Annotated in this window: 19 protein-coding genes; 6 read left to right on the top strand and 13 right to left on the bottom strand. The window is 62.3% G+C overall.

The genetic code is table 11. The features are described from left to right. Nucleotides 1–295 precede the first annotated feature (295 nt). Nucleotides 296–2,176, top strand: a complete 1,881-nt coding sequence (locus BM132_RS11895) for a sigma-54-dependent Fis family transcriptional regulator (protein WP_092455478.1) — start codon at nt 296–298, stop codon at nt 2,174–2,176. A gap of 8 nt (nt 2,177–2,184) precedes the next feature. Here the strand turns inward: BM132_RS11895 and BM132_RS11890 are convergent, their stop codons facing one another. From BM132_RS11890 to BM132_RS11880, 3 genes are all read right to left on the bottom strand, one after another. Continuing rightward, nucleotides 2,185–2,514 (bottom strand): hypothetical protein, encoded by a 330-nt coding sequence (locus BM132_RS11890; RefSeq protein WP_092399332.1) that lies wholly within the window; start codon nt 2,512–2,514, stop codon nt 2,185–2,187. A gap of 234 nt (nt 2,515–2,748) precedes the next feature. Continuing rightward, on the bottom strand, nt 2,749–3,972 hold the full coding sequence (locus BM132_RS11885; RefSeq protein ID WP_092455476.1) for a cytochrome c biogenesis protein DipZ: 1,224 nt from the start codon (nt 3,970–3,972) through the stop codon (nt 2,749–2,751). A 54-nt stretch (nt 3,973–4,026) separates the two neighbouring features. Continuing rightward, complete coding sequence (locus tag BM132_RS11880; RefSeq protein ID WP_092399334.1) at nt 4,027–4,290, bottom strand: DUF2790 domain-containing protein; 264 nt, start codon at nt 4,288–4,290, stop codon at nt 4,027–4,029. Nucleotides 4,291–4,522: 232 nt separating this feature from the next. Here BM132_RS11880 and BM132_RS11875 point away from each other — a divergent pair, with 232 nt between their 5' ends. The 4 genes from BM132_RS11875 to BM132_RS11860 all read left to right on the top strand — a co-directional run bounded on the left by BM132_RS11875 (nt 4,523) and on the right by BM132_RS11860 (nt 8,006). Further along, entirely contained in the window at nt 4,523–5,263 is a 741-nt protein-coding gene (locus BM132_RS11875; protein ID WP_003202589.1) for a response regulator, read from the top strand. Beyond that, the gene (locus BM132_RS11870; protein ID WP_092455474.1) at nt 5,260–6,570 is read left to right on the top strand and encodes an ATP-binding protein; all 1,311 of its coding nucleotides are present in this window, start codon (nt 5,260–5,262) and stop codon (nt 6,568–6,570) included. Before BM132_RS11875 ends, BM132_RS11870 begins: the two co-directional genes overlap by 4 nt. A gap of 285 nt (nt 6,571–6,855) precedes the next feature. Next, nucleotides 6,856–7,482, top strand: coding sequence for a ferric reductase-like transmembrane domain-containing protein (locus tag BM132_RS11865; protein ID WP_092398747.1), 627 nt, complete (start codon nt 6,856–6,858; stop codon nt 7,480–7,482). Between the two features lie 17 nt (nt 7,483–7,499). Continuing rightward, nucleotides 7,500–8,006 (top strand): HvfX family Cu-binding RiPP maturation protein, encoded by a 507-nt coding sequence (locus BM132_RS11860; RefSeq protein WP_092455472.1) that lies wholly within the window; start codon nt 7,500–7,502, stop codon nt 8,004–8,006. A gap of 113 nt (nt 8,007–8,119) precedes the next feature. On the opposite strand, the gene BM132_RS11855 is transcribed toward BM132_RS11860, so the two are convergent. The 3 genes from BM132_RS11855 to BM132_RS11845 form a co-directional block, all read right to left on the bottom strand. Continuing rightward, nucleotides 8,120–8,881 carry an HvfC family RiPP maturation protein gene (locus BM132_RS11855; protein WP_092455470.1) on the bottom strand — a complete coding sequence of 254 codons (762 nt, stop codon included), beginning with the start codon at nt 8,879–8,881 and terminating at the stop codon, nt 8,120–8,122. Next, nucleotides 8,874–9,761: an HvfB family MNIO-type RiPP peptide maturase gene (locus BM132_RS11850; protein WP_371264119.1), complete on the bottom strand. Its 888-nt coding sequence runs from the start codon at nt 9,759–9,761 to the stop codon at nt 8,874–8,876. The genes BM132_RS11855 and BM132_RS11850 overlap by 8 nt, the downstream gene beginning before the upstream one ends. A gap of 86 nt (nt 9,762–9,847) precedes the next feature. Continuing rightward, nucleotides 9,848–10,234 (bottom strand): EF-hand domain-containing protein, encoded by a 387-nt coding sequence (locus BM132_RS11845; protein WP_092455468.1) that lies wholly within the window; start codon nt 10,232–10,234, stop codon nt 9,848–9,850. A gap of 333 nt (nt 10,235–10,567) precedes the next feature. Between BM132_RS11845 and BM132_RS11840 the strand changes: the two genes are divergently transcribed. Beyond that, nucleotides 10,568–13,141 carry a bifunctional diguanylate cyclase/phosphodiesterase gene (locus BM132_RS11840; RefSeq protein ID WP_092455466.1) on the top strand — a complete coding sequence of 858 codons (2,574 nt, stop codon included), beginning with the start codon at nt 10,568–10,570 and terminating at the stop codon, nt 13,139–13,141. Here BM132_RS11840 and BM132_RS11835 read toward each other — a convergent pair. The 7 genes from BM132_RS11835 to BM132_RS11805 all read right to left on the bottom strand — a co-directional run bounded on the left by BM132_RS11835 (nt 13,136) and on the right by BM132_RS11805 (nt 19,325). Continuing rightward, nucleotides 13,136–14,134, bottom strand: coding sequence for a LysR family transcriptional regulator (locus BM132_RS11835; protein ID WP_092455464.1), 999 nt, complete (start codon nt 14,132–14,134; stop codon nt 13,136–13,138). The two genes, BM132_RS11840 and BM132_RS11835, sit on opposite strands and share 6 nt — an antisense overlap. A gap of 222 nt (nt 14,135–14,356) precedes the next feature. Beyond that, nucleotides 14,357–15,301, bottom strand: a complete 945-nt coding sequence (locus BM132_RS11830) for a peptidylprolyl isomerase (RefSeq protein ID WP_092455462.1) — start codon at nt 15,299–15,301, stop codon at nt 14,357–14,359. After that, a complete protein-coding gene (locus tag BM132_RS11825) occupies nt 15,298–15,777 on the bottom strand; it encodes a YbjN domain-containing protein (protein ID WP_076385216.1) in 480 nt (159 codons plus the stop codon). Before BM132_RS11825 ends, BM132_RS11830 begins: the two co-directional genes overlap by 4 nt. A gap of 21 nt (nt 15,778–15,798) precedes the next feature. After that, on the bottom strand, nt 15,799–16,446 hold the full coding sequence (locus BM132_RS11820; protein ID WP_092455460.1) for a DNA repair protein: 648 nt from the start codon (nt 16,444–16,446) through the stop codon (nt 15,799–15,801). A gap of 15 nt (nt 16,447–16,461) precedes the next feature. Beyond that, nucleotides 16,462–18,153, bottom strand: coding sequence for a putative porin (locus tag BM132_RS11815; RefSeq protein ID WP_092455458.1), 1,692 nt, complete (start codon nt 18,151–18,153; stop codon nt 16,462–16,464). 39 nt (nt 18,154–18,192) lie between these two features. After that, nucleotides 18,193–18,897, bottom strand: a complete 705-nt coding sequence (locus BM132_RS11810; RefSeq protein ID WP_092398765.1) for an energy transducer TonB family protein — start codon at nt 18,895–18,897, stop codon at nt 18,193–18,195. Nucleotides 18,898–18,899: 2 nt separating this feature from the next. Continuing rightward, the gene (locus BM132_RS11805) at nt 18,900–19,325 is read right to left on the bottom strand and encodes an ExbD/TolR family protein (protein ID WP_092455456.1); all 426 of its coding nucleotides are present in this window, start codon (nt 19,323–19,325) and stop codon (nt 18,900–18,902) included.

Genomic DNA, 19,325 nt, shown 5'->3' with positions numbered 1-19,325 from the left:
AACACCTCGTTTTTATTATTGGAAGGCCGACCGGGCCGGTTGCAGACGCTAGAGCAAGGGCGGTGCCAGTTGCCTGTAAAAGCGCCGAAACGCCCGGAACAGAGCCTTCCGGACGCGTGCCAGGATGGAAGTCACCCAGGCGCTGTGAGACGCGACATGTCAGCCTGCACGAGGTTCTGTCGAGACACTGAGACGTGGCGTCTCACCCCGGCTGGTGCGGTTCACCGTGCTTGTCTGCGATCGACGATCGGCGCTTAATGAGCGCACAACGATAAGAAGCTGAAACGGAGGCCCTATGCTTTCCGCACACTCCCGGGCGCATGTGGATTGCGTCAGCCGCGTGGTAAAAAACGCGGACCGATTGCCACAACTGCCGGTCCCGGACCTGATCCTCGACTCCTGGCGTCGCTCCATGGAGCAACATCACCTGGACCCCGGCTCGCTGCAGGGCCCGCGCATCCTTTCCGAGGACGTGCTCAAGCAATGCCGCGAGCGCTCCGAGCTGTTCCTCAATATCGCCAGTGAAGAAGTGGCACGCCTGCATGGTCGGGTGCGTGACGCCGACTACTGTGTGCTGCTGACCGATGCCCAGGGCCAGACCATCGATTACCGGGTGGAAAACACCCTTCGCAATGACTGCCGCAAGGCCGGGCTGTACCTGGGCACCTGCTGGTCGGAGGGGGAAGAAGGCACCTGCGGCGTGGCCGCGGTACTCACGGCCAAAACCCCGGTGACGGTGCACAAGCGCGATCATTTCCGGGCCGCGTTCATCGGCCTGACTTGCTCCGCCGCGCCGGTTTTCGACCCGCAAGGACAGTTGCTCGGAGTTCTGGACGTCTCGGCGGTGCGTTCACCGGATGATCGACGCTCACAACATCTGATCCGGCAGATGGTGGTCCAGAGCGCTCGGGAAATCGAACAGGCTTTTTTCATGAGCAGCGCCCAGGGCTACTGGGTGCTGCGGGCCCATCGCAACGCCGGCTACGTCGACAGCCAGCCGGACTTGCTGTTCGCCTGGGACGACGACGGTTGCCTGCAAGCCCTGAACCCTGCCGCCCGCCAGCACCTGTTGCAACACTTCGGCCAACTGCCGCGACACATCAGCCAGGTTTTCGACCAGCAACAGCTGCACCGTGCCCGCGACGAACATCTTTATCCTTTTTCCAGCCCCGGCATCGAAGCGCTTTTGCATGGTCGCTTGAGCGCGCCGCGACAGCGGGCCAATCCGCGCCCGCGGGTGGCAATGACCCCGGTGGAACTGGACCCTCGATTGGCCGACAGCCTGCGCCTGGCGGTGCGGGTCAAGGATCGCAACTTGCCGGTACTGATCCAGGGCGAAACCGGCTCCGGCAAGGAGGTATTTGCCCGCCAGCTGCATCAGGCCAGCCAGCGCCATGACCGGCCGTTCGTGGCATTGAACTGCGCGGCGATCCCCGAAAGCCTGATCGAAAGCGAGTTGTTCGGCTACGTGGCCGGGGCCTTCACCGGGGCCTCGGCCAAAGGTATGCAGGGCCTGCTGCAACAGGCCGATGGCGGCACGCTGTTTCTGGATGAAATCGGGGACATGCCCCTGGCTTTGCAAACGCGCCTGTTGCGGGTATTGGCCGAAGGTGAAGTGGCGCCGCTGGGTGCATCACGGCGCAGGGCCGTGGACATTCAGGTGATCTGCGCCACCCACCGCGACCTGGAGGCATTGGTCGCCGCCGGCGGGTTTCGCGAGGATCTGTACTTTCGTCTGGGTGGCGCCCGCTTCCAACTGCCGCCGCTGCGTGAGCGCAGTGATCGCCTAGCGTTGATCAACCGCCTCCTTGAGGAGGAATCGGCGCTGTGCGGGGCGATGGTGCAACTGAGCAGCGCGGCCCTGGAATGCCTGCTCGGCTATCACTGGCCAGGCAATATCCGCCAGTTGCGCCATGTGCTGCGCTACGCCTGCGCGGTGAGCGAAGCGAGTGTGATCCAGCTCAGTCATCTGCCCGAGTCATTGCACAGCGCAGACGCGCCTGCGCAAGCCCCGCAACCCAGCGCCAGCCCGGAGCGTCAGGTACTGCTCGATGCACTGGTGCGTCATCGCTGGAAGCCCACCGCGGCGGCACGGTCGCTGGGCATTTCCCGAGCGACCCTGTATCGAAGGGTTCACCTGCATGGCATCGAAATGCCCGGCAGAAGCCCGGCGTGAAACAACGCTTATCTTCGCGCCAGCGCATGCCGCACGCACTGTTCGTAGTAGGTCTGCTTGATGGCCGCGGGCTTGAGCCGTGAAGCGCTGTTATAGGTCTGTTCGGTGATGCCCAGGGCGGTCATGCGCATCCATGGCCGGGGAAACTTGCGCACCTGCAACCTTTTGCGCGCGCCATACAAGGTGATCCCGGAAAGCTTCGACGCCTGGGCGCCGGCGGCAATGTCCGAACCCCAGCGGCATACCGACTGCTGGTTTTTCGTCAGCGCCTTTGCCTGAGCCTCAAGCGAAACGGCGACCAAAAGAAACGTCACCACGACCCACATAGAAATCCGCATAGGTTTGTCGCCCAACTTTCTGAAATAAAAGAAGTTTGACAACCTTATAAAGAGCAAGGGGCCAGCACGGCCCACGCCATCCTTGTGGCGAGGGGATTTATCCCCGCTGGGTCGCGAAGCGGCCCTAAAACCTCACAGCTCGATGTGTCAGATAGAGCCAGAGGGGCTGCTGCGCAGCCAGCGGGGATAAATCCCCTCGCCACAAAGACCAAGTGCTTGGAGAGTTCTCTTCGGTCAGTGCATCTCACCGGAGTTGGCTCTGGCCTCCTCCAACAACTGCTCAATCACCCGTTCCTGCTCGGCATACCGCCCTTCGCCAAAGTGGCTGTAGCGCACCTGCCCCTTGGCGTCGATGAAGTAGTGGGCCGGCCAGTACTGGTTGTTGAAGGCGCGCCAGATTGCATATCGGTTATCGATGGCCACCGGGTAGTTGATCCCCAGCTGGCGAACCTGCTTGCGTACGTTGTCGATGATTTTCTCGTAGCCATACTCAGGGGTGTGCACGCCGATCACCACCAGTCCATCCTTCTCATACTTGCGCGCCCAATCATTCACATAGGGCAGTGTGCGCTGGCAGTTGATGCAGTCATAGGTCCAGAAATCCACCAGCACCACCTTGCCCCGCAGCGACTCGCTGCTCAAGGGTGGCGAGTTCAACCATTGCACGGCGCCCTCCAGGGACGGCATCTTGCCCTGAGGCTGAAGCGATTCCAGGGGGCCCGCGCTCGCCTTGTCGACCAGGTAATCGATGGCTTTGGGCACATTCTTCAATATCCCCTGCTCCAGGGTCGCCGCCCCTTGGGAGGAGGTACTGGCCAACAGGCGGTCATCGGCACCCGTGCCAATCGCCACGGCCGCCAGCAATACCACGACACCGGTGCCCCGACGCAGCCGGGTGGTGATCGGCAATGACAGCTTGAGGCGGTCGGCCAATCCGCGCCCGGCCAGGATCAGCACACCCAGCGACAAGGCACTGCCCAGCCCGTAAGCGAGCAACAACAGGCTGGTTTCAGCGCTCGCGCCTTGCAACATGGCCCCGGTCAGAATCACCCCGAGTATCGGCCCGGCGCAGGGCGCCCAGAGCAGCCCGGTGGCGACCCCGATCAGCACCGAGGCCACAGGCCCGGCCATCCGTCCGGCGCCGGCATCGATACGGTTGCCCAGGCTCACCAGCGGCCGCGCCAGCCATATACCGACGCGACTGAACATCAGCGACAAGGCGAACAGCACCATCCCCCACAAAGCGACTTGCCGGCCAACGCTGCTGGCCCGCACCACCCACTCGCTGCTGACCACAGCCAGGCTCGAAACCAGGGCAAACGTCAGCACCATGCCGGCCAGCGTCAGCAGTACCGAGCCCCGCGAGCGATTGGCCCGGGCAAACAGAAACGGCACCACCGGAAGAATGCAGGGACTGAGGATCGTCAGGATCCCGCCCAGAAAAGCGATCAAAAGCATGGCAACACCTCAACAGGGCGTATCAATAGAAGGCAGGCAGAGCCATGTGGCGAGTCAGTTCTGGTTGCTGCAGTTGTCAGCCAGCTTGCGATAGTCCAGCGCCTGCTTGTGGCCCGCTGAGTCCAGGTAGGTCATGCGGGCATTCACCACGCCGCAGGCCGGGTTCGGGTCTTCGCTGAAGGACAGGACCTTCTGGATATCCAGATGGGTGCCATAGGCGTAGGTCTGAGCCTGGACGTGACTCTCGGCCCGGGCCGACAAGGTGCAGATGTTCAGCGCGGCGAAAAGGCAGGCGGCGTAGACGGCTTTGGTGTTCATGGCGGTGTCCTCAATGCATTCAATGGGTGTGTTTTTCGGCCGGGGCGTGTTCTGTCGCCTCGATGGATGCCATTGAATGCCCGTGAGGTATCGCGTCTGTATCGGGCAACGAGGCTTTTTGAATCCCTGTGTATCCGCCGCGCGCCAGATACACTGCAATACAAACCGCCGCGAGCCGGGCCGGCCGGCGCCTGTAGACTGATCACAACGAAACGCCAAGGGGCTGAACACCATGGATCATGTCGATCATGTGTTGATCGTGGATGACGATCGCGAAATCAGAGAGTTGGTAGGCAACTACCTGAAAAAGAACGGCCTGCGTACCACCGTGGTTGCCGATGGTCGGCAGATGCGTGCCTTTCTGGAAACCACCCCGGTGGACCTGATCGTGCTGGACATCATGATGCCGGGCGATGACGGCCTGGTGCTGTGCCGAGAACTGCGCGCCGGCAAACACAAGGCCACACCGGTGCTGATGCTCACCGCCCGCAACGATGAAACCGACCGCATCATCGGCCTGGAAATGGGCGCCGACGATTACCTGGTCAAACCCTTCGCCGCCCGGGAGTTGCTGGCGCGGATCAACGCCGTGCTGCGGCGCACCCGAATGTTGCCGCCCAACCTGGTGGTCACCGAAAGCGGTCGCCTGCTGGCGTTCGGCCGCTGGCGCCTGGACACCACTGCCCGGCACCTGCTGGACACCGACGGCACCATGGTCGCCTTGAGCGGCGCCGAATACCGCCTGTTGCGGGTCTTTCTCGACCACCCGCAGCGGGTGCTCAATCGCGATCAGTTGCTGAACCTGACCCAGGGCCGGGACGCCGATCTGTTTGACCGCTCCATCGACTTGCTGGTCAGCCGTCTGCGTCAACGGCTGCTGGATGATGCCCGGGAGCCGGCCTACATCAAGACCGTGCGCAGCGAAGGCTATGTGTTCTCGTTGCCGGTGGAGATCCTTGAGGCGTCGGTATGACCCTGCCGCTACGCTGGCCGCGCACCCTCGCCTCGCGCCTGTCGCTGATCTTCCTGATCGGCCTGATCCTGGCCCAGGGCCTGTCGTTCGGCGCCCAGTACTACGAGCGCTACCAGAGTGCCAAGACCACCATGCTCGGCAACCTGGAAACCGACGTCTCGACCTCGGTCGCCATTCTCGACCGCCTGCCGGCTGCCGAACGCCAGGCCTGGCTGCCAAAACTCGCCCGACGCAACTATGGCTACCTGCTCGATGAAGGTCAGCCAGGCCAGCGAATGCTTCCTGACAACGCCCCGGTGTCGGTGACCTCAATCCAGGAGGCCCTCGGCCAGACCTATGCCCTGACGTTCACCGACATTCCCGGACCGAAGCAGCACTACCAGGCGCACCTGCGGCTGGCCGACGGCAGCCCGCTGACCATCGACGTGCGCCCGGCGATGATGCCCCTCTCCCCCTGGCTCCCGGTGGTGTTGCTGGGGCAACTGGCGCTGTTGATCGGTTGCACCTGGCTGGCCGTGCGCATCGCCGTCAGTCCTCTGACCCGGCTGGCCCAGGCGGTGGAAACCCTGGACCCGAATGCCCATAGCGTGCGCCTGGACGAAAAAGGCCCGACCGAAGTGGTGCATGCCGCCAAGGCGTTCAATGCCATGCAGGACCGTATCGCCGCCTACCTCAAGGAGCGCATGCAGTTGCTGGCGGCGATTTCCCATGACTTGCAAACCCCCATCACGCGCATGAAGCTGCGCGCCGAGTTCATGGACGACGGCATCGAAAAGGACAAGCTGTGGAGCGACCTGAGTGAAATGGAACACCTGGTGCGCGAAGGCGTGGCCTATGCCCGCAGCATCCATGGCGCCACTGAAGCCAGCTGTCGCATCAACCTGGATGCGTTTCTCGACAGCCTGGCGTTCGACTACCAGGACATCGGCCAGGACGTGCAGCTTTCGGGGAAAACCGCTGCGGTCCTCGACACCCGGCCCCATGCCCTGCGCCGGGTACTGGTGAACCTGGTGGACAACGCCTTGAAGTTCGGCGGCGCGGCGCAGATCCAGGTGCAGCTCACGGCCACCGGACAACTGGCGATTCAAGTGCTGGACCGTGGCCCCGGCATCAATGAACAGGAACTGGCCGAGGTGCTCAAACCGTTCTACCGGGTGGAAAGCTCGCGCAACCGGGAAACCGGTGGTACTGGGTTAGGGCTGGCCATCGCCCAACAACTGGCAATCGCCATGGGCGGCTCGCTGACCTTGAGCAATCGTGACGGCGGCGGGTTGTGTGCCGAGTTGCGGCTCAGCCGTGAACCTTAAGCCTGAGCCAACTGTGGGAGCGAGCCTGCTCGCGATGGGGTCGGTTTAGCCAACCTCTCTGCAAGCTGAACCACCGCTATCGCGAGCAGGCTCGCTCCCACTGGGGTTGCGCGTCAGGCTTAGAAATTTGCGGGCTTTGTATGCCAATGTGTCTGCCGCAAGCAGCGCTACACAAGCTTGCAAACGTCCGCATTCCCGACACACCCCACCTACACCCGTTTGAAAAACTCCCTCGTGTTCCCGGTCGCTATCCGCGGCCGGGCCCCACACCCAAGGAGCCTTCTCATGCCTGTTTCCACGTTTCGTTTCCAGGGCTGGTCACTGTTCAGCCTGCTCGCCGCCCTGGTGCTGTTGATGACCGCACTGACCCTGGTGCTCCACCCGGACCTGACCGAGGGCGTGCGCAGCGCCATCCGCGCCACCGCCCGCTCATCCTTCGCCTTGTTTCTGCTGGCCTTTACCGCCTCGGCGTTCGCCGTGCTGGTGCCGTCGCCCCTGAGCCGGTCCCTGGTCCGCGAGCGACGTTTCATCGGATTGGCCTTCGCGTTTTCCCATCTGGTGCACGCCGTGCTGATCTACAGCTATGGGCAACTCAACCCCGAGTTCTGGCCGGGTCGTACCACCGTTGGCAATATCCCCGGCTCCGTCGGCTACGTGTTCATCCTGCTGCTGGCCCTGACCTCCTTCAAAAGCACCACGCGCCTGATAGGCGCCAAAGCCTGGAAACGCCTGCACGTCAGCGGCATGTGGGTGCTGGTGGCGATCTTTGCCTACTCCAACTTCAAGCGCATTCCCATGAGTGCCTGGTACGTGCTGCCCTTCGGCCTGACCTGCGCCGCCATCGCGATCCGTCTGGTGGGCAAGCTCGCCCAAGCCAACAAACGACGCCAGCCACTGCAGCATGCTGCCTGAGTTGCGGGAGGCCGATCATGTACTCAAAAGCTTTGAAAGGACTGCACATAAGCCTGGATCGTGCCGCAGCATGGCTTGCGCCATTGGGCCTGCGCCTGTTCCTGGCCTGGGAGTTTTTCGAATCCGGTTGGGAGAAATGGCAGGGCGACAACTGGTTTGCCGACATCCAGGCCGCGTTCCCCTTTCCCTTCAACCACTTGCCGGCCAGTTGGAACTGGGAACTGTCGATGTGGGCCGAACTGCTCTGCGCCGTCGCCCTGCTCATCGGCTTGGGCACCCGTTTCTCGGCCCTGGTGTTGATGGTTGTCACGGTCGTCGCCACCGCCGCCGTGCACTGGCCGGCGGATTGGTCAACCTTGAGTGAACTGACCCAGGGGTACGCCATCACCAATAAAGGCCACGGCAACTTCAAACTGCCGTTGATCTATCTGGTGGCGTTGTTGCCGTTGGTGTTGCAGGGAGCCGGGAAGTTGAGTGTCGATGCGCTGCTCAAGACCGGGTTACACCGCCCTGGCAAGACCTGACACAACCCCCTGTGGGAGCGGGCTTGCTCGCGAAGGCGTTGTGTCAGTCAACTTAGTTTTGACTGATATACCGCCTTCGCGAGCAAGCCCGCTCCCACAGGGAAGCTCTGCGTTTAACCACCGGATTGCGCTTGCGCCCCGACCACCCCTTCCCTGTGCATCTGGCGCAACAACATCACCGCGCTGTCCATGAATTCGTTTGAATCCACCCCCGCCTCCCGCGCCAGTGCCAACAACTGATCGCGCCCAGGCAACCCGGGAAACTGCTCGATACGCTGCAACAGCCGCCAGGCCAACGGACTGAGCTCGGAAAAGCGCACCGCAAACCCAGGCGTTCGCCGCACCAGCAGCAGCGTCGGTTGCGGCGGTGGCGTTGGGGGCTGGTAGCCCGGCGCCAAGCGATGTACTGGCCAGAGGTACGCCAGCGGCCAGGCCAACGGAGAGAGACGCAAAGGTTGATCGAGCAATGCCGTCTCATCACTGGCCGGCAGCGACTCGGCTTGCGCTTGCAGCAGCGCCATTTCAACCCACTCGTAGTGAGCCAGCTCGGCCATGAACGCTGGTTCGTCAGGCGCCTGCCGGGCCGCGAGATACCCCACGAACTCTGCGGCAATGTCCGCGAACCGGGGGCTGACGCAACGATGCTCACGCAAGAAACGCCGTACGCAGGCCCGCCACGCCTCCTGCCCCAGCACGCTCACCAGTACCGGGAATGTGCCGCTGAGCAACCCGCGCATGTTCTCGAAAATCAGATCGCGATATACCTGCGCCCGAGCCGCGTCCATGCCCGGCGGAATCGGGCAGTGATCAGGATCGCGTAGGTAGCGGGTCAACGCCTGTTGCTGTTGATGCAGTGTCTGCACGATTTCAGCCATGGGCCACCGCCCGTCCTGGCTCGGCCTGATGCTGCATTTGGCGGATGATCTGCAGCTCCGCGACCAGCATGGAGTAAGGCGGGAAATTGAAGTCCCGTTCGAGCAAGGTCGGCTGGACACCGAAACGCGCGTAGGCCTGGGCCAGCAACGCCCAGACCAGCGGTTTGACCGGCGCGCCATGACTGTCGATTTTCAAAGTGTCGGACTCGTCGTAGTGCCCGGCCACGTGCATGCCCACCACCCGCCCAGGTTCAAGGCCGGCCAGGAATGCCTGGGGATCGAAGCCGTGATTGACCGAGTTGACGTAGACGTTGTTGACGTCCAGCAGCAGGTCGCAATCGGCTTCGTGCAATACCGCGCGGGTGAATTCCAGCTCCGTCATGTCTTGTTGCGGTGCGGCGTAATAGGAGACGTTCTCCACGGCCAGGCGCCGCCCCAATACGTCCTGAGCCTGCCGGATCCGTGCCGCGACGTGATGCACCGCTTCCTCGGTAAAGGGTAACGGCAGCAAGTCATACAAATGCCCGTCATCGCCGCAGTAACTCAGGTGTTCGCTGTACATCGGCACGTTGAAGCGATCCAGAAAATCGCGCACCTGCCTCAGAAACGCCAGGTCCAGCGGCGCCGGCCCGCCCAGGGACAACGACAGGCCATGGCACGACATCGGATAGCGTTCAGCCAGCCAATGCAAAGCGGCGCCATGGGCGCCGCCTATATTGATCCAGTTTTCCGGGGCCACTTCGAGAAAGTCGAAATCCCCGGCGGGCGCCGCGCGCAGTTCATCGAGCAACGCGCGGCGCAGGCCCAGGCCTACTGATGGTTTGGCGGGCGAGGCTGAAGCCTGGATGGTGGGCCCTTTGCGGCCAGAAGGGTGAGGCATGGCACATCTCCTTGGAATAAGAGATGGGGAGCCTTGACGCAGCCGTACCCGATCACATCGCTACCCGGCTCCCCACCGGTAAAGAATCAGGACTCGATAGCCGCCCCGCACTTGCCCTCGCCGCATTTGCCTTCGGCGCTCTTGGCTTGGTCCGCCAGGTACTTCTCGGCCTCAGGCAGCGAGATGCCGCCGTCATGGTTGGCGTCGATCTTGTCGTACTCAGCCGCGCGCTCCGGCGCCGCTACGATGAACTCCTCGCGTGAAACCTTGCCGTCGTGGTTGGTATCGGTCTTGGCAAATTTATCTTCGCCGCACTTGCCCTCAGCGGGTTTCTTCACGGTATCGGCTGCCGCCAGGGTGTAGCCCTGGGCCAGGTCGTTCATGGTCAGCGCCGAAGCCGCAGTGGAAAGGCCAAGGCCGCCGACCAGGGCCAGACCCAGTGCAAGAGAGGAGTGGCTGGAGAAGTTGAGCATGGGGGTGTTCCTCGAAAGATCAAATACGCCAGTCACCAACACCGGGAACCGGTGTCGGCTGGCAGGCGTAGTTAACCGTCGATGTGTATCCGGGCTGTGTCGCAAGCCCAGGTGAACATAAGCGAATGTATCCAGGCCGCCCAGCTACACACTCCGATACAAGCCCACCGCCAGGACAAGGACTCAGGCAGGCCTCTACGACGGCCGGTTTGCCTGAAGGCCAAGAGCCATGAGCCTCTGCGCCATGTCACCTGTCGCAATGGTTAAGTTAATTGAGCCGACAGCCGATACAGAGACGTGCGGGATATTTCGCGTTTAGCTGATGGCTTGTTTATGACTGAAGATGCTGGCAACGACACAACCGTTTCTCTCCCAGGCCTGCCAAGCCGCAGTTTCACGCGTCGCACCTTCCCGGCCATCATGTTTCTGCTTTTTGTCATGTCAGCACTGGCGATCGCCGTGCTGCTCAACATTACCAGGGCTCAGGATGAGCGCGCCCGTGAACAGAGCCTGTTTTTTGCCCAACGGGCCATTGATTCCATAAGCAGCGGCATCGAACGGGACCTGAGCGATTACTCCAAGTGGAGCGACGCCTACCGACATCTGCATGTCGAAATGGACAAAGACTGGGCCTATGCCCAGGAAAATGTCGGCAGCAGCGTTTTCGGGCTCTACGGCTACCAGGCGGTGTTTGTCATTTCCCCGACAGGCAAAACCGTCTATTCGGTCATCAATGGTGAGATGAGTGAGGTTGATGCCGGCACGTGGCTGGCCGGTGATCTGCAAGGGCTGGCGAAGAAAGCCAGCGCCCCGCCGAACCGCGATGAAGTCATCGTCGAGCTGCTGCATCACGACGGCGCGCCCGCGTTTGTCGCCGCCTCGGCCATCACCGTCGGCACCGACGACAGCGTGCCCGAAATCCCGGGCCCGCCCAGTTTGCTGCTGTTCGTGAAAGTTCTTGATGCTGCCGCTTTGCAAAACCTGGCGCGGGACTTTGCCCTGCCGGATGCCCACATCACCCAGGCGCCGGAGCAGATCGGCATGGCCCGGATATCCCTTGACAGCCAGATCGACGAGGCTTTGGCGTGGCGTCCGGAGACTCCCGGCAACGATCTGCGCAAGGTACTGCTGCCCTTGCTGGTCCTGGCCCTGCTGGTGTTGGCCATCCTCGCGCTGGCGGTGCTGCGCCATGCCCTGGTCATGCTTCGCGCCCAGGAAGGTCAGTACGCCAGCCTGCTGGCCCACCGCAAGGCACTGGAACGTAGCGAAGAACGCTTTCGGGACATTGCCGAAGTGTCCTCCGACTGGTTATGGGAAGTGGATTCGATCGGGACACTGACCTACCTGTCGGAACGTTTTGAACAAGTGACCGGCTTCAACCCCACACAATGGCTGGGCAAGCCCCTGCACCGGCTGCTCCATCCCCACGGTGGCTCGATTTCGATAGCCCAATGGCTGCTCGGCGGGGCCAACAGCGATTCGTCGGCCCCGTTGTTATGTGAGTACACCGCGCGCAATCAGCGTATCCGCACTTGCAAACTTTCGGTCCGAGCCATCGAAGCCGGGACCTTGGGCTTTCGGGGCACCGCCACCGACATTACCGAGGAGCTGCGGGCGCTGGCCCAGATCAAGCACCTCTCGCTGCACGACCCGCTGACCGGGCTGGCCAATCGAAACCGGCTGTTCGATTGCCTCAGCGAACACCTGGACCCGGCCGATGGGGCACCGCTGGCGGTGCTGAACCTGGACATGGACCGGTTCAAGCCGGTCAACGATTCTCTGGGGCATGCCGTAGGCGACAAAGTGCTGCGGGAAGTGGCCCATATCCTTCAGCAGAACGTGCGCAGCTCCGACCTGGTGGCCCGTCTGGGTGGTGATGAGTTTGTCATCGTCATGCCCGATCCCGGCAGTCCCCAAGACCTTGAACAACTCTGTGAACGCCTGATCGATTGCATGCAGCGCCCCATGCACCTGGACGGCAATACCTTGTACCTGGGCGTGAGCATCGGTGTGGCCTGGTCGCAACCCGGTGACGAGCGCGCCACCGAATTGTTGCGCCACGCGGACATCGCGTTGTATGCGGCCAAGGCAGCGGGGCGCAACACCTGGCGGGTCTATGAGGAAGCCATGGGCAACCTGGCCCGCGACCGTCGGCGCTATGAGCAGCAACTGCGCGACGCCATGCAAGGCGAACAACTGGAGCTGCGCTACTTGCCTCGCTTCGATGTGTGCGCCGAACAACTGCACGGCTTCGAGGCCCAGACTTTCTGGCACCATCCCGAGAAAGGTGAACTGGGTGGCGCGGACTTCATCCCGATCGCCGAAGCGTCTGGCCAACTGGAAGAGCTGGGAACCTGGATGTTGATCAACGTTTGTGAAGAAGCGGTGAACTGGCCGACCGCTGTCAGCGTTTCCGTGGCGGTTTCGCCCAAATGGTTCAGCAGCAGTTTCTTACTCAATCAAGTACGAATGGCCCTCGAAACGAGCGGCCTGGCCCCCCATCGCCTGACCCTGGAAGTGGCCGAAGGGGTTCTTTTGATCGACCACAAAGCGGTCGCCAGCACCCTTCATGCGCTCAAGGACCTGGGCGTGCGCATCAACATCGACAAGTTCGGCACCAGCATTGCCTCCCTTCGCGAGGTACTGAACCAACCGTTCGATGGCATTCGCTTCGATCGCAACATTCTCGCTCAGTTGGGCCTGGAGCATGATCAGGAAGGCGTCCTGGCGATGATCCGGCTCAGCCGCAGCGTGGGGCTCATGGTCACCGCCGAAGGCATCGAAAACGCCCGGCAATTCCGCCAATTGCGCAGCGTGGCCTGCGACCACGTACAAGGCCCCTACTTCGGCTCGGCCCTGGCCCGCTCGGAAATGGCCTCATTCTTTACAACACCCCGGTGGTTATAGGGCATCGTTCTGGATGACGTGAAACCACTCTTTGCGCTCATCCAGCGTGTGCCGAATCAATTCGACAAGCATCTGCACTTGCGGCATGTCCAGGGCGTGACTGCCCACGGCCATCCATAACTGACGCTGCATCGGGTGCTCGAATACCCTCGGCAACGCGATGAGGCCACGGTCCAAGCAACTCATGTACTGAGGCAACAGACCGATGCAGGCGCTGCAACGAATCATTTCCAGCATCAATGCGTAGGATTGCACCTGCACCACGCCCACGCGGTGTTGCTCCATCAGGGTGTTCCACGGCGCAAAGCTGTCCACCTGACAGTCTGGCTGCCATTGCACAAGCATGTAGTCACTCAGGTCGTCCAGACACTCGGGGCGGGTAGCCGGGCGTGAGTAGCGTTTGGCGATGTGTGGCAGATAGTCCAGCTTTGCCAGTCGTTCTGGTGATTGCGTGGGAAAATTCGGCCCCGGCCCCAACGTGTGCGAGTCACTCAACCACAGCACCAGGTCGGCACTGATGGCTTGCAGCGCCAGCTCACTGTCCAGGGTGATAATCTGCAACCGCACACTGGCGTTGCGCCGCAGCAAAGAGATCAGATCACGGCCCAGGATGTCGTGCAGAATCGACTCGGCCACGGCCAGGCGGACCCGTGGTTGATCATTGCGCGGCACTGCGCCTGCGTGGACCTGTGCAATCAATCGCGCCTGTAGCTGCCGACCCTCGCGACTGAGGGTCAAGGCGCTGCCCTGGAAACTGAACAACGAGCGTTGCAGCGTCGCCTCCAACTGCGCCAACTGCTTGCGCAGCCAGGTCGCTTTGACGTTCAGGCTGCGAGCCGCTTGCATGAAACAGCCGCAACGGGCACTGACCAGAAAACACTGCGCCACCTGAGGCTCGATATCGCCGGCCATGGCCAGCCACGGGTCGGGGGCACGCAACGGTGTGCGGTATGCGGTGACAGCCTGGCGTCCTGCGGGCTCGGTGAAGGTCATGGGTGACTCCCTGTCGGTTGTACGAATACGTGTGGCTGTGTAGGAGCTGTGTAGGAGCTGTGTAGGAGCTGTCGAGTGCAACGAGGCTGCGATCTTTCCCCAGACACTTGAATCTCATGCGAAAGTCAAAAGATCGTCCGAACGCGGCCCGAGCCTTCGCCAGCGCCTACAGAGCCCAACGGGAGCAAGCTCCCTCGCCACAAAAGCTTGGTGCGGGCTTGGCTAACGCGCCTCCTCCAACAGCTTGCTCAACTGCGCGCCATCAATGCTCAAGGTCGCGGTGTCGAGCATGCCATCCAGATAGGCCTTGGCAATCTGTTCCTGGCGCTGGGCGCGCAGGGCCTGGGTCAGGCGCTCGCGGACTTCGTCCAAGGTCGCTTCCCGGGCCGGTTGTTGCTCGGTGAGTTTGATCACATGGAACCCCGCCGGGCTCTGTATCGGGTCCGACACCGCGCCGACCTTCAAGCGTGCCACCCCCTCACGCACGGGCGGAACCAGTTGCTGCAACGGCTGGAAGCCGCTGTCACCGCCGCGTTCGGCGCTGGTGCGATCCTGGGAAAAACGGCTGGCCAGGGCGCCGAACTCGGCGGGCGAGGCCTGGGCCTTTTTGCTCAACTCCAGCGCTTGCCGGCGCACCGTTTCCACCGTCGACGGCTCGGTTGCCGCCAGGAATATCTGGCTGACCCGGTACAGCGCCGGCACTGCCCAGTTGGCTTTCCCGGCCTCGTAAGCCTGCTGCAATTCCTCCTCACTGGGATACTCGGCCGGCACCTGACTGACAGACTGCAAGTAATCACGAAACACAATCTGCTCGGCCGCCGCCCGGGTCTGGCGTTCCACCTCCGGGCGCTGACGCCAACCCTGGGCATCGGCCTGTTCCAGCACGGCTTTTTCCGCCAACCGCGTACGGATCCAACCCTCCAGGACCGCCCGGTTGCCGAGCATCTGCTGACGAGCTTCCGGCGCCAGAGCAGACAGCAACACTTTGAGCTCTTGCGGGCTGACTTGCTGGTTGCCCAAGCGGGCCAGACTCGGCGAATCGGCCGAGGTTACGCTGACGGTCTGCACGGCGGCGACCGGATCGCTGCCCGGCCTCAGGCCGAGCACAACAGCCACGGCGACCAGGCCCAACGCGGCGGCGCTGATAACAAAGGACGGTTTTTTCACGATGCGGTGGCCTCCTCCAACGGCGGCTCGGCGGGTTCAACCTGGGGCTGCATCCGGGCTGCGTTCTGGCTGTACTCGCGCAGATAAACAATGAACTCCTGCAACAGGCGATCCCACAATTCCAGGTTGCTGCGCAAGTGATCTGCACTGACACCCGCCGCAACCACGACATCCATTTCCATCACCAGGAACTCACCCTGCACCGACAACCTTGCAAAACGCCGCGAAGCGTTCCATAGCTCGGCCAGACCGGCCGGCAACTCCCCCTGTACCCGCAAGGCGCAACTGAAGGTGAAGTCCAGATACTGATCAGGCGCGGCCGACAGGTTGCCAAAGCGCACCGCATAACCGATGCCCTGGCTGGCGCTCAGCAGTTGCACGATGCCGTTCTGTTCCGTTTCGTTGACCCGGTAGCCGGCGGCTTGCAACAGCTCGGTCAGGGACGTTGGGCTGACGTGTTCAATCAATGAAGTCATGGTCGACTCTTCCTTGCGCTATCAATGGGTGATCGAGGCCTGGGGCGCATCGAAACGGTTCTTGTAGAGGTCATCGCCAAAGCCCTGGGCCAGCTCTTCGAAACGCACCCGGGTCTTGGCGGCGAAGGGCTGGCGGATTTTCATGACGTCGGTGACGTCAATGGTTTCGTAGGCGTGGAGCAGCGTCTTGGCGACTTCGTACATTTGCTGATTCTTGACCGAACATTGCTGCACTTGTGTGTCACGCTCACTCAGTTGAGCTTCCAGACGAGCACGTTCGGCTTCCTTGCCACGGGCCATAACCAGCAACTCGTCATAGGCTTTCTTGAACTTGCCGATCTGCTCGTTGCTGGCCGCCACCTGGGCCTGGGCCTGGCTTCGCAGGTTCTGCTCGTGCCCGGCCAGTTGCTCGTTCAGGGCCTGGGCCTTGCTCAACTGGGCGGTCAATTGCTTGATCTGCTCCTGGGCTTGCCGAGCCTGGTCTTGCGCCGCCTGCCGGGCGGCGCTGGCCTGGGCCTGTTCACTCTGCAAGGTTTGCAACTGCGCGGTGGTGCTGCGCAATTGCGCCCGCAGGCGTTCTTCCATTCCTTCGCCGTGGGCCGTGCTGCCTAACAGCAGACCCAGCACCAGCAACGCGACCGGACACTGGTTCATGGCTCGCCTTTTCATGAGGCCTCCCTGCGCTTAGAAGCGCGTGTTGATTTCAAGCTGCAAGACATCGATGTCATACGGCGCGCCGTACACCGCTTCGGAACTCAGCCAGCGACCGGTGGCGAAGACGTTGTTCGCCAGACCATAGTTGCCGCCCAGGAAGTAACCTTTGGCATTGGTGCCACCCAGGTGAAACGACGAATCGTTGAAACCGTCCGGCAAGGCATCCGGCTGGATGTACTTGTAGCCGGCGAACAGGTTCCAATCGCCCTGGCGCTTGAGTTCCAGTGAGTTACCCAAGGTGAACTGGAGCATCCAGGCGTTGGCGCCGCTTTCCACCTCGCCGTTTTCGTCCAGGTTGTTGGCGAACTGGCCTTCGGAGCGCTTGCGCATCTCGCCTTCGTCGTAGCCCAGGTTATGCACGTAGTTGGCCTGGCTGCGCAGTTTCAGGTCTTGCGGCAAATCGGTGTCCCACTGCAGATTCAAATCCAGCAGGTTGAACTCCGAGGCCAGGCCGACATACTGCGGCTGTGGCGTGGTGGACGGGTTGAGAGGATTGGGCGTGATGTCGCGCAGCAGGAACACCGTGTTGCCCTTCTGCATGAACGCCACGCGCGAACCATCGCTGTCGCAACCCGGATCACCGGCCCACGGCTCGCACGGCGAGGAGCGCTGGCCTTCAATGTCGTCGAAGCGGTAATAGGCCAACGCGCCCTTGACGCGGTTGCTGTCGTTGATCACCCAATTGGCCCCCAACTGCGCCCCGTACAACCACTTGTTGTCGCTCTCCTCTTTGTCGGAACCGTTGCTGGTGCTGGTGTCGTTGGTGTACTCCACCGGGAACGCACCGACGGTGCCGAACAGGCCCCAGTCCTGATTGAGCTTGCGGTTGAAAATCGCCGCCACGCCATCAAAATTCAGGTCACCGGAATACAACAGGTCGGTGGAGTAAAACGGATTGGCAATTCGCCCGCCGGTCAGGGTCAATTCGTCCGAGGGTTTCCAGGTCAAGTAACCCTGGTCGAGCCAGATGTCCTTCTTGCCGAAACCACCACCCAGGGTCTGGGTGGTGGACACCGGGTTGTTGTCCGAGCCGGTACCGATGCGAATGCCGGCGGTCCATTGCGGAGCGATCACGGCCTTCATGCCCAGGCGAGCGCGCAGGCGGAACAGGTTTTCCCGATCTTCGCGAGTATTGAGCAACGGCGGCAGGCTGGAGCTGCTGTTGGGGTTGACGTCGTACGGTCCTCGGTCATTGAGCCGGGCGAAGTCGACGATTTCGTTGCTGTTGTTGCCCGAGTAGTAGCGCGACTCATCGCGCAGGCGAATGTCGCCATCAAAACTGATTCGCGAGACCCAATCCGGAAAGGTGTTGGGCTGGGCCCAGTTTTCCTGCTTGGCGGTGGCCATGACTTCAGCCTTGACCTGATCGCGGATCTGCTCGCGCACGATGTTTGGCACGTATTGCACCCGCACATCCCCCGGTGCGCCGGCCGGTGTTGCGACGACCGCCGTGGCCGCCTGGCGGGCCTGCACGGCTTCCCGTTCGGCCTGGGCGATCAAGCCATCGGCCTGGTCCTGTTTCAAGACGCCCTGCTGTACCAGCAGGCGGATCAGATTGATCGTGGCGTTTTCCGACGGCGCCGGGGCGGCGGCCGCGTGCCCGGCCAGGCTCAATACAACCAGGCCGATTGCCCAAGACAATCGATTCACATTGGAAATCATCTGCACACAACTCCTGTTGGCAAACTTTCAAATATTCGGTTAACCCGGACGCCGTCCCTGCAAGGACAGGCGCACGGGCAAAGTCAGGGAGGCCGGTGGCCGCTCACTCAGAGGGGGGGCGGTGCGCAAGGCGGTGATGACCTGTTCATCCACCTGCCGGTTGCCGCTGGACTTGACCAGCTCGACCCGGGTGATTTCGCCCACGGCGCTCAGCCAGACGTCGGCCTGCAGTGAGAAGGCCAGGCTGCGCAGCTCGGGGTTTTCCCGAAGCAGCCGCTGGAAGGTGAACGCCAGGAACTGGCTGTAGGTGCCGTTACCCAGGCGTCCGCCTCCCGCCCCGGCCATGCCACCGCCCTTGCCCGCACCGATGTTGAACGCGTCGTTGCCGGCCTGGGCATCACCGTCCATTTGCATGGGGTTTTCCAAGTCATCCACCGGTGACGGCGGCGCTTCTTCTTCGGGCTTGATCTCCTCGGGCTCCGGGGTCGGTTCTGGCTCGAGCACTTTCTCCTCGACCTGGGGCTCCGGTTCCTTGGGTTTTTCCGGCGGCGGCGGGGGCGGCGGTGGCAGCGGAATAATGGTTGGCACCTTCGGCGCTTCACGGCGCACGCCACTCATGTCGTTGGCCCATTGCCAGAGCAGCCAGGCCGCCACAGCGCCCAGCACCAGAGCGCCAGCCCACTTGAGCAGGCGCAGCGGCGCGTTCTTCACCGGGGGCGGGTTGATGGGAAGTTTGGCGGTCATGGTCAGCCCTGGCTCGGTTTGCCGGTCACAAGACCGACCTGTGACAATTCCAGGCGCCGCAACAGATCCAGCACTTCGATGACTTTCTGGTACTGCACCGTGGCGTCGCCGCGCACGATCACCGGAAAGTCCGGGCTCTGGGCCTTTTCGATACGCAGGCGCTCCTCCAGCTCGCCCAAGGTCACCGGATAGGCATCAAGGAACACCTGCCCGCCATCGTTCACCGAAATGGCCTTGGTCTTGGCTTCGGACAACGACACCGAGGCGCTGGCCTTGGGCAGGTTGATCTGGATACCCGACACCTGTGCCGTAGCGGTGAGGATGAACATCACCAACACCACCATGAGCACGTCCACCAACGGCGTGACGTTGATGCTGTCCACCGCGGCGTCATCGTCGTCATCGTGTGAAGCGTTTACGCTAGCCAT

This window comes from Pseudomonas sp. NFACC45 (genome assembly GCF_900113505.1).
Taxonomy (GTDB): Bacteria; Pseudomonadota; Gammaproteobacteria; order Pseudomonadales; family Pseudomonadaceae; genus Aquipseudomonas; species Aquipseudomonas tehranensis.
The sequence above is the reverse complement of the archived record's forward strand: the minus strand, read 5'-3'. Positions and strand labels throughout refer to the sequence as shown.

Bases quoted from the DNA above. Each gene is read 5' to 3' on its own strand.
- BM132_RS11895 (WP_092455478.1), top strand. From the start codon at position 296: ATGCTTTCCGCACACTCCCGGGCGCATGTGGATTGCGTCAGCCGCGTG.
- BM132_RS11890 (WP_092399332.1), bottom strand. From the start codon at position 2,514: ATGCGGATTTCTATGTGGGTCGTGGTGACGTTTCTTTTGGTCGCCGTT.
- BM132_RS11885 (WP_092455476.1), bottom strand. From the start codon at position 3,972: ATGCTTTTGATCGCTTTTCTGGGCGGGATCCTGACGATCCTCAGTCCC.
- BM132_RS11880 (WP_092399334.1), bottom strand. From the start codon at position 4,290: ATGAACACCAAAGCCGTCTACGCCGCCTGCCTTTTCGCCGCGCTGAAC.
- BM132_RS11875 (WP_003202589.1), top strand. From the start codon at position 4,523: ATGGATCATGTCGATCATGTGTTGATCGTGGATGACGATCGCGAAATC.
- BM132_RS11870 (WP_092455474.1), top strand. From the start codon at position 5,260: ATGACCCTGCCGCTACGCTGGCCGCGCACCCTCGCCTCGCGCCTGTCG.
- BM132_RS11865 (WP_092398747.1), top strand. From the start codon at position 6,856: ATGCCTGTTTCCACGTTTCGTTTCCAGGGCTGGTCACTGTTCAGCCTG.
- BM132_RS11860 (WP_092455472.1), top strand. From the start codon at position 7,500: ATGTACTCAAAAGCTTTGAAAGGACTGCACATAAGCCTGGATCGTGCC.
- BM132_RS11855 (WP_092455470.1), bottom strand. From the start codon at position 8,881: ATGGCTGAAATCGTGCAGACACTGCATCAACAGCAACAGGCGTTGACC.
- BM132_RS11850 (WP_371264119.1), bottom strand. From the start codon at position 9,761: ATGCCTCACCCTTCTGGCCGCAAAGGGCCCACCATCCAGGCTTCAGCC.
- BM132_RS11845 (WP_092455468.1), bottom strand. From the start codon at position 10,234: ATGCTCAACTTCTCCAGCCACTCCTCTCTTGCACTGGGTCTGGCCCTG.
- BM132_RS11840 (WP_092455466.1), top strand. From the start codon at position 10,568: ATGACTGAAGATGCTGGCAACGACACAACCGTTTCTCTCCCAGGCCTG.
- BM132_RS11835 (WP_092455464.1), bottom strand. From the start codon at position 14,134: ATGACCTTCACCGAGCCCGCAGGACGCCAGGCTGTCACCGCATACCGC.
- BM132_RS11825 (WP_076385216.1), bottom strand. From the start codon at position 15,777: ATGACTTCATTGATTGAACACGTCAGCCCAACGTCCCTGACCGAGCTG.
- BM132_RS11820 (WP_092455460.1), bottom strand. From the start codon at position 16,446: ATGAAAAGGCGAGCCATGAACCAGTGTCCGGTCGCGTTGCTGGTGCTG.
- BM132_RS11815 (WP_092455458.1), bottom strand. From the start codon at position 18,153: ATGATTTCCAATGTGAATCGATTGTCTTGGGCAATCGGCCTGGTTGTA.
- BM132_RS11810 (WP_092398765.1), bottom strand. From the start codon at position 18,897: ATGACCGCCAAACTTCCCATCAACCCGCCCCCGGTGAAGAACGCGCCG.
- BM132_RS11805 (WP_092455456.1), bottom strand. From the start codon at position 19,325: ATGGCTAGCGTAAACGCTTCACACGATGACGACGATGACGCCGCGGTG.